This window comes from Kitasatospora sp. NPDC015120, from assembly GCF_043080305.1.
GTDB lineage: Bacteria > Actinomycetota > Actinomycetes > Streptomycetales > Streptomycetaceae > Kitasatospora.
Genome location: NZ_JBIBVJ010000033.1, coordinates 1,839 through 15,823 on the forward strand (window position 1 = coordinate 1,839; position 13,985 = coordinate 15,823).

At 73.7% G+C, this 13,985-nt stretch carries 8 protein-coding genes; 7 read left to right on the forward strand and 1 reads right to left on the reverse strand.

Translation table 11 applies throughout. The features are described 5' to 3' along the window. The first annotated feature begins 404 nt into the window (after positions 1-404). Both ACF1AK_RS34980 and ACF1AK_RS34985 read left to right on the forward strand, forming a co-directional pair. Positions 405-2,102: a glycosyltransferase family 2 protein gene (locus ACF1AK_RS34980; protein WP_391502903.1), complete on the forward strand. Its 1,698-nt coding sequence runs from the start codon at positions 405-407 to the stop codon at positions 2,100-2,102. A 16-nt stretch (positions 2,103-2,118) separates the two neighbouring features. Continuing rightward, entirely contained in the window at positions 2,119-5,202 is a 3,084-nt protein-coding gene (locus ACF1AK_RS34985; RefSeq protein ID WP_391502866.1) for an SGNH hydrolase domain-containing protein, read from the forward strand. A gap of 94 nt (positions 5,203-5,296) precedes the next feature. Here the strand turns inward: ACF1AK_RS34985 and ACF1AK_RS34990 are convergent, their stop codons facing one another. Then, complete coding sequence (locus ACF1AK_RS34990) at positions 5,297-8,308, reverse strand: hypothetical protein (protein ID WP_391502867.1); 3,012 nt, start codon at positions 8,306-8,308, stop codon at positions 5,297-5,299. A gap of 309 nt (positions 8,309-8,617) precedes the next feature. Here ACF1AK_RS34990 and ACF1AK_RS34995 point away from each other — a divergent pair, with 309 nt between their 5' ends. The 5 genes from ACF1AK_RS34995 (at position 8,618) to ACF1AK_RS35015 (ending at position 13,918) form a co-directional block, all read left to right on the forward strand. Continuing rightward, the gene (locus ACF1AK_RS34995; RefSeq protein ID WP_391502868.1) at positions 8,618-9,343 is read left to right on the forward strand and encodes a DUF5995 family protein; all 726 of its coding nucleotides are present in this window, start codon (positions 8,618-8,620) and stop codon (positions 9,341-9,343) included. A gap of 90 nt (positions 9,344-9,433) precedes the next feature. Continuing rightward, positions 9,434-10,153, forward strand: a complete 720-nt coding sequence (locus ACF1AK_RS35000; RefSeq protein WP_391502869.1) for a flavodoxin family protein — start codon at positions 9,434-9,436, stop codon at positions 10,151-10,153. A 243-nt stretch (positions 10,154-10,396) separates the two neighbouring features. Further along, the gene (locus ACF1AK_RS35005) at positions 10,397-11,800 is read left to right on the forward strand and encodes a family 2 encapsulin nanocompartment cargo protein terpene cyclase (RefSeq protein ID WP_391502904.1); all 1,404 of its coding nucleotides are present in this window, start codon (positions 10,397-10,399) and stop codon (positions 11,798-11,800) included. Between the two features lie 15 nt (positions 11,801-11,815). Then, positions 11,816-12,697 (forward strand): geranyl diphosphate 2-C-methyltransferase, encoded by an 882-nt coding sequence (locus ACF1AK_RS35010; protein ID WP_391502870.1) that lies wholly within the window; start codon positions 11,816-11,818, stop codon positions 12,695-12,697. 249 nt (positions 12,698-12,946) lie between these two features. After that, the gene (locus ACF1AK_RS35015; RefSeq protein ID WP_391502871.1) at positions 12,947-13,918 is read left to right on the forward strand and encodes a hypothetical protein; all 972 of its coding nucleotides are present in this window, start codon (positions 12,947-12,949) and stop codon (positions 13,916-13,918) included. Positions 13,919-13,985 lie beyond the last annotated feature (67 nt).

Consider the following 13,985-nt stretch of genomic DNA (forward strand, 5'->3'; position numbering starts at 1 on the left):
GGGGGGCCCCCCGGGGGGGGGGGGCCCCCCCCCCCCCCCCCCGGGCGGGGGGGGGGGCCCCCCCCCCCCCCCCCCGGGGGGGGGGGCCCCCCCCCCCCCGCGGGGCCCCCCCCCACTGGCGTTCTGCTGCCCGTTCGGCCGGCCCGGCGGGGGCCTCGCGGGCAGGTTGTTGGAGGAGTGTTCACGTCCGCTTGACCTGCTGCTTCGCAGGGGCGGGGGAGGTGGCGCGGAGGTGGCGTCCGGGTCCCGGATGAGTGGGTTAATGGTCTATACCAATGCGGTACTGTGACCCGTGGAGCTGTCAGAAACACGGCTGTGGGGGCCATATGACCGTCCAACAGGTACGTCCTGTTTCCGCTTTGTCCTCTTCCTCTTCCTCTTCTCCTTCCGATCCTCTTGCCCATCTGCCGCAACCGCCGGACGACCAGGAGTTGTACTGGTACTTCGGGCCGCAGCGCAGGTGGGTGCTCGTCGCCAGTTCGGCGGCGTTCGTGTTCACCGCCGGGACGATGCTGACGTTCGCCCTGCGGACGCCGGCGCTCTGGGTCTTCCTGGCCGTGCTCGGGCTCAACGTCGTCGCGCTGGCGCTGTCGTCCGTCAACAGCCTGCGGCAGCGGCGGCTCACCCGGCAGTCCCACGAGGTGCTGGTGCACGCGTGGGCGCCGGAGGAACTGCCGACCGTCGACCTGTACCTGCCGACCTGCGGGGAGCCGCTGGACGTCCTGGAGAACGCCTACCGGGCGGTCGCCGGGGTGGACTGGCCCGGCGCGCTGACGGTCTGGGTGCTCGACGACGCCGACCGGTCCGAGGTCGCCGCGCTGGCGGCCGCGCACGGCTACCGGTACGTCGTGCGGCCCGACCGCGGGCACCTCAAGAAGGCCGGCAACCTCAACCACGCGCTCACCCTGAGCAGTGCCGAGCTGATCGCGATCCTCGACGCCGACTTCGCGCCCCGCCCGGACTTCCTGCGCCACCTCGTCCCGTACTTCGCGGACCCGCGGATCGGCATCGTGCAGAGCCCGCAGTGCTTCGACACCGACGAGACGATGAGCTGGATCGAGCGCGCCGCCGGTGCCGCGCAGGAGTGGTTCTTCCGCTGGATCCAGCCCTCCCGCGACGCCAGCGACGCCGCCATCTGCTGCGGCAGCAACGCCGTCTACCGGCGGGCCGCGATCGACGAGGCCGGCGGGTTCGCCCGGCTCGACCACAGCGAGGACCTCTTCACCGGCCTCGGCCTGTACGCCAGGGGCTACCGCACGCTGTACGTCCCGGTGCTGGTCGCCAAGGGCACCTCGCCGGACAACCTCGCCTCGTACGTCAACCAGCAGTACCGCTGGGCGATGGGCAACCTGCACCTGCTCGGCTCGCCCGAGCTCAAGCGGATCGGCGCGCCCTGGCGGATGCGCCTCTGCTTCTACGAGGGGATCGTCGGCTACCTGGCCGCCGCCGTGAACATCTTCGTCGCGCCGCTGCCGCCGCTGGTGATGATGTTCTTCTACCCCGACCAGATCCGGCCCTGGCACGTGCTGCCGATGCTCGCGCCGCTCTGGCTCTGGCACGTGCTGCTGCCCAGGGTCAGCCGGACCCGCTGGCGGATCGAGGTGATCCGCTCCAACGTGCTGATGAGCGTCGCCGCCGGGGTCGCGTTCTGGCACACGCTGCGCGGGCGCAGCGCCGCCTGGGTGCCGACCGGTGCGGCCGGTGCGGCCGGCGGGGACGCCCCCGCCGCACGCAGGAAGGCCGGCTCCGGCGGGATGGCCCGCAAGGTGGTGCTGCTGTCGCTGGCCTGGCTCTGCGCCTCGCTCGGCGCCGGCGCCCTCGGCCTCGCCCTGGCCGTCGCCCGGTACGGCTGGGCGCCGAACTGGGGCCTCGGGCTCTACCTCGCGGTGCAGGCGCAGATCGGCCTGCCGCTGGTCCGCGACCTCCTCGGCGAGGTCCGCGGCGCCGCCCGCGCCGATGCCGCTGCCGCCGGGCCGAAGGCGCCCCGGACCGGCATGCTGCCCCGGCGGTGGCCCGAGGGACTGGCCGCCACCGCCACGCTCGTGCTCACCGCCCTGCTCGCCTCCGGTTGGGTCCGCCCGATGCTGCCCTGGCTGGGTTGAAAGGTCGTCGCCTTCCATGCCGTCTTCCCCGATACCGTCACCGATACCGACACCGCCACCGACACCACTGCCGTCGTCACCGTCGCCCGTCCCCGAGCTGCGGCCGACCGCCTTCACCATTCCCGGCCAACGGGACCGCGCCGCCTCCCGGGGTTCCGATGCCCCGGGCCCGGCGCCCCGTCCGGCCGGCTTCCGCCCCGACATCGAGGGCCTGCGCGCGCTCGCCGTGCTCGCGGTCCTGGCGTTCCACGCCGCCGTCCCCGGCCTGGCCGGCGGGTTCGTCGGGGTGGACGTCTTCCTCGTCGTCTCCGGCTACCTGATCACCGGCCTGCTGCTGCGCGAGGCCACCACCACCGGCCGGATCCGGCTCGGTGAGTTCTTCTCCCGCCGGGCCCGCCGGCTGCTGCCCTCGGCGGCGGTCGTGCTCGGCGCGGTGGCGCTGTTCGGCGCCTGGCTGACCGTACCGCTGCGGCGCGCCGACCTGGAGTACGACGTGCTGGCGGCGGCGTTCTCCGTCGGCAACTGGCGCTTCGTGGCCCAGCAGACCGACTACCTGGCCGCCGGGCGCGACGAGAGCCCGCTGCTGCACTTCTGGTCGCTGGCCGTCGAGGAGCAGTTCTACCTGGTCTGGGGCCCGCTGCTGGCGCTCACCGTCTACCTGGTGCTGCGGGTGGTGCGGGGCGGCCGTGCGGACGGGCGCGGACGGGCGGTGCGGCCGGTCGCGGTCGCGCTCGCCGCCGTGCTGACCGCCGCCTCCTTCGCGCTGTCGCTGCGCTGGACGCAGGACTCCGTCTCGCTCGCCTACCTCGGAACGCCCTCCCGGGTCTGGCAGTTCGGGGTCGGCGCGCTGCTCGCCCTGCTGCCCTGGCACCTGCTGGGCGCGCCGCGGATGCTGCGCGTGCTGGCCGGCTGGGGCGGAGCGGCGGCGATCGTGGGATGCGTACTGGCGTACGACAGCTCCACCCCGTACCCGGGCTGGGCGGCGCTCGTCCCGACGCTGGGCACGGCCGCCGTCATCCTGGCGGGCACCCCCGGGCGGGACGGCGCCGTGGCGCCCGGGCCCGGGGTGGGCCGGGTGCTGGGCCTGCGCGTGCCGCGCGCGATCGGCCGGCTCTCCTACAACCTGTACCTGTGGCACTGGCCGGTGCTCGTCCTGGCCGGCGCGAGGTTCGGCCCGCTGGACTGGCCGGTGAAGGTCGCGCTCACCGCCGCCGCCGCGCTGCCCGCCGCCGCCGTGATGCGCTGGGTGGAACAGCCGCTGCGGCACAGCCGTACCGTCTCCGAACTCCCGCGCCGAGGCCTGTCGTTGGGCCTCGCCTCGGTGGTCATCCCGGTGGTGCTGGCGCTGGTCGTCGGCTCCGGCACGCTGCGCCTGCTGGGCCCGGCCGCTCCCGTCGACCTCCAGGGCCTGCCGCCCGGCTCGGCCGACGGCACCTCGCTGCTGGTGCGCACCGCCACTCCGGCCAAGGGGGCGGCGGTGGTGCCGGACGCCGTCCAGGCCCGCCAGGACTTCCCGCCGGACGGCGAGTGCGAGGTCGCCCCGACCGCCACCACCAGCCCCGACTGCCGCTTCGGCGTGGTCGGCAGCCCGGACCGGATCGTGCTGCTCGGCGACTCGCACGCCGGGCAGTGGTTCTCCGCGCTGCTCGCACTCGCCGCCGAACGGCGCTGGGAGCTGGAGGAGTTGGTCAAGCAGGGCTGCCCGCTGCCGGAGATCTCGGTGGTCAACCCGCAGTTGGGCCGCACCTACCGCGAGTGCGACACCTGGCGGGCGAACGCGCTGACCCGGCTCAAGGAGGGGCCGAAGCCCCGGCTGATCGTCGTCTCCACCCTCAACCGCTACACCGACGACCGTGAACTGCTGCTCCAGGGATGGGAGAAGACCCTCACTCCGCTGCGCGAGCTGGGCGTCCCGATCGTCCACCTGCGCGACACCCCGGTCCCCGGGACGGACGTGCCGGCCTGCGTGTCCGGCCACACCGACGACCCGGCGGCCTGCGAGTTCCCGCGCGACAAGGCGCTGTGGGCGGACCCGCTCGCCGAGGAGATCGCGGCCGGCCGGGTGCCGGGGGTGCGCACCGTGTCGGTGAACGACGTCATCTGCCCGGGCAGCGGCCGCAGTTGCCCGGCGGTGCTGGAGCGGATCCTGCTCTACCGCGACGACGCGCACCTCACCAACGTCGCCGCCGTCGTGCTCACGCCGCGCCTGGAGCGGCTGTTGACGGAGTCCGGCGCCCTGCCGCCCAAGGCCGCCGCCGCCGGTGCGCCGACGCTCACCGCGGACGGCTGGACGCAGCTGCTGCGCGACGACTTCGACGGCCCGGCCGGCAGCCGTCCGTCCGCCGCACACTGGCAGTACGACCTGGGTACGTGCTACCCGGGCTGCCCGGCCGCGCAGTGGGGGACGGGCGAGATCGAGACCATGACCGACTCGACCGGGAACGTCCGGCTCGACGGCCGGGGCGCGCTGGAGATCGTGCCCACCCGGGACGCCGCCGGGCAGTGGTCGTCCGGGCGGATCGAGTCCCGTCGCGCCGACTTCGCCCCGCCGCCCGGCGGCGTGCTGAGGATCGAGGCCGGGATCGCCCTGCCCGACGTCACCGGCCCCGCCGCCGCCGGCTACTGGCCCGCGTTCTGGACCCTCGGCGGTGAGCTGCGCAACGGCTACACCGGCTGGCCCGCCATCGGCGAGCTGGACGTCATGGAGCAGGTCAACGGCCGGGACGCGGTGTTCGGCACGATGCACTGCGGCGTCCTCGACGGCGGCCCCTGCCAGGAGCCGCGCGGTCTGGGCTCCGGTGACCAGCCCTGCGGCGCCGAGTGCCGCACCGGCTTCCACCGGTACGCGGTCGAGGTCGACCTCGCACCGGGTGCCGAGCAGGTCCGCTGGTACCTGGACGGGCGCGAGCACCACCGGGTGACCGCCGCGCAGATGGACCGCGCGACGTGGGACCGGGCCGTGAACCACGGCCTGTTCCTGATCCTCAACGTCGCCGTCGGCGGCAACCTGCCCGCCGCGTTCGGCGGCGCCGTCACGCCGGCCACCGAGCCCGGGCACCCGATGCGGGTCGACTACGTCTCCGTCGCCACGAAGCCGTAGCCGTAGCCGGAGCCGTAGCCGGGAACGAACGGGCCCCGGGCCGGGGAGCGCGCTGCTCCCCGGCCCGGGGCCCTCCGTCGTTCGCGGGGGTGGGTCAGCCCCAGCTGCCGACCAGCGGGGTCTCGCCGGCGTCGACCGCCGCCCGGTAGACGGTCAGGTTGCTGCCGACGGCCGCGCCGGAGAAGGTCCGGTCGGAGGGGCGGAAGACGCCGATGGCGTCCCGGCCGGTGCCGTCCCAGTCGCCCTTGACCGGGATGTCGCCGGTGTTGCCGTACGTGAGGTCCACGATGCTCTCGGCCTCGTTGGAGTCGTTCAGGTGGAAGACCCGCGTCTGCGGGTCGTAGACGGCCACGGTGGTGGTGCCGTTGCCGTCCCAGTCGCCGGCCAGGGGCTTCCAGCCGGGGTTGCCGAGCATGATCCGGTACCTGAAGACGGCGTTGTCGTCGCTGAGGTAGAAGGTCGCCTCGCTCGGCCGGTAGACGCCGATCGTGGTGCGCCCGCGCCCGCTCCAGTCCCCGACGACGGGGACGTCACCGTAGTTGCCGTACCGCACCGGGGCACCGATCGTGCCGTCCGGGCCGGGCAGGAAGAACTCGGCGGTGCTCGGGCGGTAGTAGCCGAGGGTGTCGACGCCGGGCCCGTTCCAGTGGCCGGTCAGCGGGACGTCACCGGGAGCGCCGAGGGTGGCCCGGGCGATGGTGACGCCGTTGTGGGAGAGCTGGGTGACGCTCTGGTCGGCCGCCCGGTACACGCCGGCCGAGGAGGGCCGGCGGGTGGGGGTGGCGTGGACGATCGCCGTGCCGGCGGCCTGCTGGCGGGCGACGGTCTGCGGCAGGTCGGCGGCGGTGTTCGTCATCCAGCGGAAGGGGTGCAGGTAGACGATCCGCGGGTCCTGGGCCGCGACGGCCCCGTACTCGCCGTTGAACGCGGCGATCTGCGCGTCGCTGCTGCTCCCGCATTCGTCGGACCGGAAGGTCTCCGGGAAGAGCATGAGGTGCTGGTCGGGCGAGGCGAGCTTGGAGCGGATCTTCTCCACCAGGCCCTGGACCGTCCCGCGGCCCTGGCAGTACCGGTTGGAGCCGACGATGTCGGCGAGCGCGGGGGCCGGGTTGACCCCCTGGACCGGCGAGAGGTCGCCCGAGGCGTAGTCGAAGATGAGCAGCTTGCCGGGGAAGGCCGCCCGCACCAGCTCGGCCTGCACCCGGATCTGGTCGGCGGTCAGCCCGCGGTAGTAGGCCTCGTCGGTGAGGTAGACGGCGCCGATCTTGTCGAGGTTGCCGCCGATCCGCTCCTTCAGGCCGGCGAGGTTGGTCTTGATGTCGGCGGCGCTCTTGGCGACGAGCCTGTGCTCCACGCCCGGATCGACCACCTCGGGGTTGACGCCGAGGGCGCAGGAGGCCGGCCCGCAGTTGTCCAGGAAGCCGAGCGAGAGGTTGTCCGCGTCGCGCGAGTAGCCGTTGAAGTTGGTCCAGCCCGCGACCTTGGGCGTGAAGTCGGGGTGGGGGCCGTCGGTGGGGTCCACGGTCGCGTAGTACCCGTAGTAGCCGAGGCCGCCGAGCATGGACACGCGCAGGTCGTCCACGGTGGCGACGCGGCCGGGCGCGGACGGGTGCGCGCCCAGCACGACGTAGCCGTCACGGGGCAGCTCGGCGGTGGTGGCGCCGGAGAAGACGGTGGTCCCGTTGACGGTCACGGTGGCCCGCCTGTCCGTTCCGGCCGCCAGCGTCAGGGAGACGGCGTACGAAGGGGCGGCCGGCACGGCCGGGAGCGGGGTGGCGGTGCCGCCCTGGTAGAGCGCGAGCCCGCCGTCCGCCCGGACGCGCAGGCCGAGTGCGACGTCGGGTGCGTCGATCGCGCCGGTGCCGTTGCTCGCCCGGCTGACGGCGAGCGAGGCCCAGTCGGTGCCGGTGGTGCTGCCGACGACGGGCGTCAGCTCGGCGCGCACGGTGTAGCGGCCGTTGGTCTCCCCCTTCGCCGGGTCGGGGAGGGCCGCGGTGGCCGGCTTGGTGAGGCGCACCGCGGCGGTCCCCCGGGGGAAGGAGAGGACGTTCGGGTGGGCGGGGGAGTTGACCTGCACCGCGCCCGGGACGGGGTCGGTGACCAGCCCGTTGATCCCGGACTCGGCGGCGTAGTTCGAGGTGAGCAGGCTCGGCTGGCGGGCGCTCAGGTCCTGGTTCAGGCCGAAGTCGGCGGTGCCGGAGGGGGCGTCGTCGAAGGTGTCGACGAGCGGCCGGGCGCTCGCGCCGGCGGAGGTGTCGATCCGGCTGACCGACAGGCCGTGCCCGGCGCCGTCGCCGAAGGTGGTCACCGTGGTGCTGCTGGAGGCGAGGTAGGCGCCCAGGTAGAGGAAGGCGCTGCTCGGCCAGCGGGTGACCGTCGCCGGGGCGGTGGCGGTCAGCGTGGTGCCGTTGACCTTCAGCGTGACCGTGCGGTCCGCGCCGGTGGAGACCGTGAGGGAGACGGCGTAGGAGTCGGCCGGTGTGACCTGGCCGGACCAGAACGCGCTCTCGCCTCCGCCGCCGTGGTAGAGGGCGAGCTTGCCGTCCGACTTCACGGTGAGCCCGAGGTCGACGTCGGCGTTGGTCACGTAGCCGGCGCTGCGGTGGCTGCGGCTGAGCACGATCGAGGCCCAGTCCTGGCTGGTGGTGTCGCCCACCGAGGGGTCGACGACCGTCGAGACGGTGTACCGGCCGCTCTCGTCCGCCACGGCCGGCGCGCCGAGCATCACGGCCGAGATGCCCTGGCCGAACTGCAGGCGGTCGGGCCGGCCCGGCGCGCTGACCTGGACGAACGACGGGTCCTGCGGCTCGGCGGTCCACCAGCGGCCGGAGACCCGGGTGTAGGAGACCGTCCGTTCCCCGTCCGGCGGCGACTGCCGGGTGGCGAGGTCGGTGTTGAGCCCGTGGAACGGGGCGGTGTTGAGCGAGGGGCTGAGCCGGAAGGTGTCGTCGAAGGGGCGGGTGGCGGTCAGCTCCGCGGGCGCCGGCCCGTCGGCGGCGGTCGCCGGGGCGGGCGTGGCGCCTCCCGGCCCCGCGGGTATCAGGGCCAGGGTGAGTGCCGAGGCCGCGACGCCGAGCGCGCGGCGGGCACGTGGGGTGAAGGTCACCGAGTCTCTCTTCCGATGTCTCGTCCGGTGCGGTCACCGGAACGCCGGCCCGGCGGTGAGATCGCGCCGCCGGTCCGGCGGGATCATAGAGGACGGATACGAACCTTCGTCAGTGGCGGCCGGGCCACGGGTCCGCACCGTCGGGACGTTCGAGGGCGCGTCGGACGCCGCCGCCGGCGGCCCGGGCCCCGGTGCCGGCCGTCACCGGAACGGGTGACGGGTGACGGTGTGTCCGCCGGTCCGCCGGACACGTCGGCGGTGGGTCGGTATAGCTGGCAGCCGGAGCACACCGACGGAAGGACCAGCCCCATGACCCGGCCAGCCGCCAAACCCGCGCAGAGCGTCGACGAGGTCATCGAGCGGATGCGGGAGATCGAGGCGCGGCTGGACCCGCGGGACGGGGTCGCCTGCTTCAACCGGATGTACCTCGGGGTGACCGAGCTGGCCGGGAAGCGGCTCACCGCCGGGTACTTCCAGGACCGGGCGTTCGTCGAGCGGCTCGGCGTGGTGTTCGCCGGCCTGTACTTCGACGCGGTGGAGGCGGACGAGGCGGGACGGCCGGTGAACGAGGCGTGGCGGCCGCTGTTCGAGGCGCGCGGCCACCGCAGGGTGTGGCCGGTCCAGTTCGCCTTCGCCGGGATGAACGCGCACCTCAACCACGACCTGGCGCTCGCCGTCGTCGGGACCTGCATCGAGCGGCGGACCACGCCCGACATGCCGCCGGTGCACACCGACTACCTCAAGGTGAACGAGTTGCTCGCGCAGGTGGAGGCCGGGCTGCGGGCGTCCTTCGAGGCGCAGATCGCCACGGTCCCCACCCGGGAGGCCGAGCCGTTGAAGCACATCGTCGCCAGCTTCTCGACCGCCCGCGCCCGGGACGCCGCCTGGGCGAGCACCCAGACGCTCTGGCACCAGCGCAACATCCGGCCGATGTACGACTCCACCCTCGCCGCGGTCACCGCGAGCACCGCGCTGGCGGGGCGGATGCTGGTCACGCCGGTGCTGGCGCCGCCGGAGCCTCCGGGGGAGGAGTGAGGCGACTCCGCTTGGCGGAGTCCGGCGGGCGGAGGTGAGCGGGGCCGGGGTGGACTGGTGGGTGACGAGCCGAGCTGCGAAAGGCCGACGATGTCCACCTCGCCCCCCGCCGGGTACGCCGATCTGAGTGCCCTGGTGATCAACTGCACGCTCAAGCGGTCGCCCGAGCGGAGCCACACCCAGGGCCTGATCGACGTCAGTACCGGGATCATGGAGCGCCAGGGCGTGCGGGTCGAGGTGGTCCGCGCGGTGGACCACGACCTCGCCACCGGCGTCTGGCCCGACATGACCGAGCACGGCTGGGAGACGGACGAGTGGCCCGTCCTCTACAGCCGGGTGATGGCCGCCGACGTCCTGGTGCTGGCCGGCCCGGTCTGGCTGGGTGACAACTCCTCCGTGATGAAGAAGGTCGTCGAGCGCCTCTACGCCTGCTCCTCCATCCTCAACTCCCAGGGCCAGTACGCCTACTACGGCCGCGTCGGCGGCTGTCTGATCACCGGCAACGAGGACGGCGCCAAGCACTGCGCGATGAACGTGCTCTACAGCCTCCAGCACCTCGGCTACACCGTCCCGCCGCAGGCGGACGCCGGGTGGGTGGGGGAGGCGGGGCCGGGGCCGTCGTACCTGGACGCCGGGTCGGGCGGGCCGCAGAACGACTTCACCAACCGCAACACGACGTTCATGACCTGGAACCTGCTCCACCTGGCCCGGATCCTCAAGGACGCGGGCGGGATCCCGGCGTACGGGAACCAGCGCTCCGAGTGGGACGCGGGGTGCCGCTTCGACTTCGAGAACCCCGAGCACCGCTGAGCGGCGGCGGGCCGGAGCCGGGGGAGGCGGGCAGGCCCTCCGGGGCGGTGCGGTAGCGGGTGGGAAGGGTGGCGTCGAGGGCGGTGGCGGCCACCGGCGGCAACCCCGGCCCGGAGTGCGCCGACCACGCGCCGGCGCTGGCCTTCCGGGCGGTGCGGCGGCCCGTCGGTACCGGAACGAGCCGTGACGAGCGGCCCGGCGGCTCCGGCGGGGCCGCTTCGTCGTGCCCGGCGGTCCGAACCGATCATCAGATGCGCCATTTCAAACGCGACTGATGTGAACGTTCACCCTTTCGAGTGCACAGGATCATGCGAAGCGGTCCAGATCGTTCCGCCCCGCCTACGGTTGGGCAGCAGCGAGACGGGGCCGCCCGTGAGGAGCGGAGATGCCCCCTCTTCCGGGACGGAGGCGACGGCCGACGGCCCGTCATGTCGTGCCCCCCTTCGCAGAGGAAGGTTCTCCCATGCCCGTGGCCACGAGCGTCGAGACACCGCAGGCGTCCCCGCAGCACCCGCACCCCGGCCGGCGCGCGGCGGTGCGGTCATGAGCGGGACGGCCCTGGAGCAGCTCCTCCGCGGGCCGAGCGGGATCGGCACGGCGGGCTTGCACCTGGCGCCCCGTCAGGCCGGGGCGGCGGAGGCCGCAGCGCCCTCGGGCAAGCCGGCCTCCGGCGACCCCGTGCCCGGCCTGTATTTCCACCCCGTGCCCGAGCCGGACGCGGAGCGGGTGGCGGAGGTGAACCGCCGCATCAAGCTGTGGGCCGACGAGATCGAGCTCTACCCGCCGGACTGGGAGGACGAGTTCGACGGCTTCTCGGTGAGCCGCTACATGGTCGCCTGCCACCCGGACGCGCCGAGCGTCGACCACGTCATGCTCGCCACCCGGCTGATGGTCGCCGAGAACGCCGTCGACGACTGCTACTGCGAGGACCTCGGCGGCTCGCCGGTCGGCCTCGGCAGCCGGCTGCTGCTCGCCCACACCGCCCTGGACCCGCTGCACACCACCGCGGAGTACCACGGCGGCTGGCAGGAGTCGCTGGCCTCGGACGCCCCCCGGCGGGCGTACCGCTCGGCGATGGAGCACTTCGTCCGGGCCGCCACCGCCTCCCAGGCGGACCGCTTCCGGCACGACATGGCGCGCCTGCACCTCGGGTACCTCGCCGAGGCCGCCTGGGACCAGGACGACCACCACGTCCCGGAGGTGTGGGAGTACCTGGCCATGCGGCAGTTCAACAACTTCCGCCCGTGCCCGACCATCACCGACACCGTCGGCGGCTACGAGCTGCCCGCCGACCTGCACGCCCGCCCGGCCATGCAGCGGGTCATCGCGCTCGCCTCCAACGCCACCACCATCGTCAACGACCTGTACTCGTACACCAAGGAGCTGGCGAGCCCGGGCCGGCACCTCAACCTGCCGGTGGTGATCTCCGAGCGCGAGGGCGTCGACGACCGCGAGGGCTACCTGAAGGCCGTCGAGGTGCACAACGAACTGATGCACGCCTTCGAGGCGGAGGCCGCGGCGCTGGCCGCCGCCACGCCCGTCCCGGTGGTGGTGCGCTTCCTGCGCGGGGTCGCCGCCTGGGTCGACGGCAACCACTACTGGCACCGCACCAACACCTACCGCTACAGCCTGCCCGATTTCTGGTAACCAAGGAGCTGAACCGTGTCCGTCACCGACACCACCCCCGTGAACCGCACCGCCGTCCCCGGACCGGCCACTCCCTACCAGGGGGACATCGCCCGCTACTGGGACCACGAGGCCCGGCCGGTGAACCTGCGCCTCGGCGACGTGGACGGCCTGTACCACCACCACTACGGCATCGGCGAGGTTGACCTGTCGGCGCTCGGCGACCCGGAGGACAGCGAGCGCGAGAAGAAGCTCGTCGCCGAGCTGCACCGGCTGGAGTCCGCGCAGACCGACGTCCTGCTCGACAGCCTCGGCGACATCCGCCCCGAGCACACCCTGGTCGACGCGGGCTGCGGCCGCGGCGGCTCCATGGTGATGGCCCACCAGCGCTTCGGCTGCAAGGTCGAGGGCGTGACCCTGTCGGCCAAGCAGGCCGAGTTCGGCAACCGGCGGGCCAAGGAGCTCGGCATCGACGACTCGGTGCACGCCCAGGTCTGCAACATGCTCGACATGCCGTTCGGCAACGGCACCGTCCGGGCCTCCTGGAACAACGAGTCCAGCATGTACGTGGACCTGCACGACCTGTTCGCCGAGCATTCCCGGATCCTGTCGGTCGGCGGCCGCTACGTGACCATCACCGGCTGCTGGAACCCGATCTACGGCCAGCCGTCGAAGTGGGTCTCGCAGATCAACGCCCACTTCGAGTGCAACATCCACTCCCGCCGCGAGTACCTGCGCGCGATGGCCGACAACCGCCTCGTCCCGAACGCCGTCGTCGACCTGACCGCCGCCACCCTTCCCTACTGGGAGCTGCGGGCCACCGTGCCGTCCCTGGTGACCGGCATCGAGGAGGCGTTCATCAACTCCTACAAGGACGGCTCCTTCCAGTACCTGCTGATCGCGGCCGACCGGGTCTGACCCCGGGCGCCGCACGGCGAGGACCCGGCCCGGCCGAACGGCGGCGGGGCCGGGTCCGCCGCGTCGCGGCACCCCCCGGCGGGCCCGGTCCGCCGCGCGGCACCCCCCGGCGGGCCTCCCGGAAGAGGGCTGGTCAACGGGACGTCAGTGGCACGTGATATGCAGTGCATCATCCGATTGGCCGTTGCGAGGCCATACGAACGATGCCGACGGCCGTGCCGGTCGACGAGGTCTCAGGGGGGCCGCACCATGTCCATCTTCCGCCGCCTGGCCGGGCGGAGGCCGCCGCGTTCGCTGCCCCCCGTGCTGGACCTCTCGCACGGCGACGAGGAACTGCGCCGGCTGCGCGCCCTCGCCGACGCCGGCGACTGGGCCGCGCTGCGCCCCGCCCTCGCCGCCGTCCCCGACCAGGCCGAGCTGACCTGGCTGCTGAACCGGATCTCCGACGTCGAGGGCACCGAGGAGTGGCTCGCCAAGGCCGTCGCGGAGCGGCCCGAGGACACCCTCGCGCTGCTGCTCTCCGGCGCCCGGCAGATCTCCTGGGCCTGGGAGGCCCGCACCGGCGCCCGCGCCAAGCACGTCACCGAGGACCAGTGGCGGCTGTTCGGCGAGCGGCTGGAGACCGCCGAGGAACAGCTGCTGGAGGTGGCCGAGCGCGAGCCCGGCTGGCTCGCCCCCTGGTTCTTCCTCCAGATCGGCGCGCGCGGCGCCTCGCTCGGCCGCACCGTCGCCACCACCCGTTTCGAGGCCGCGCTGCGCCGCGACCCGGAGCACCTCGGCTCCCACCAGCAGCGCCTGCAGCAGCTCTGCGCCAAGTGGGGCGGCTCCCACGAGCAGATGCACGCCTTCGCCCGCACCGCGATGCTCGGCGCACCGGAGGGCAGCCCGCTCGGCGAGCTGGTCGCCATCGCCCACCTGGAGCACTGGCTCGACCTGCCGGACGGCGAGGACCACGCCTACCTGACCGGCCCGGCCGTGCGCTCCTCGCTGCGCGAGGCGGCCCTGCGCTCCGTGCTGCACCCGGCCTACCGGCGCCGGCGCGACTGGCGCTCCACCCACAACACCTTCGCGATGGTCCTCTCGCTCGCCGACGAGCGCGAGCTGGCCCACGCCGTGTTCGCCACCCTCGACGACGTCGCCACCGAATGGCCCTGGTACTACCTGGGCGGCGACGAGGCCGGGAACTTCCAGGCCCACCGCGACCGCTGCGCCCCGCGCTGAGCGGTCCCCCCGGCCCGCCCCTCGGCCCCCGAAGCCCGACCCACCCCTTGCGATCGAAAGAGCCACC

Excerpts from the sequence above, each read along its gene's own strand:
- ACF1AK_RS34985 (WP_391502866.1), top strand. The coding sequence starts at position 2,119 with ATGCCGTCTTCCCCGATACCGTCACCGATACCGACACCGCCACCGACA.
- ACF1AK_RS34995 (WP_391502868.1), top strand. The coding sequence starts at position 8,618 with ATGACCCGGCCAGCCGCCAAACCCGCGCAGAGCGTCGACGAGGTCATC.
- ACF1AK_RS35000 (WP_391502869.1), top strand. The coding sequence starts at position 9,434 with ATGTCCACCTCGCCCCCCGCCGGGTACGCCGATCTGAGTGCCCTGGTG.
- ACF1AK_RS35015 (WP_391502871.1), top strand. The coding sequence starts at position 12,947 with ATGTCCATCTTCCGCCGCCTGGCCGGGCGGAGGCCGCCGCGTTCGCTG.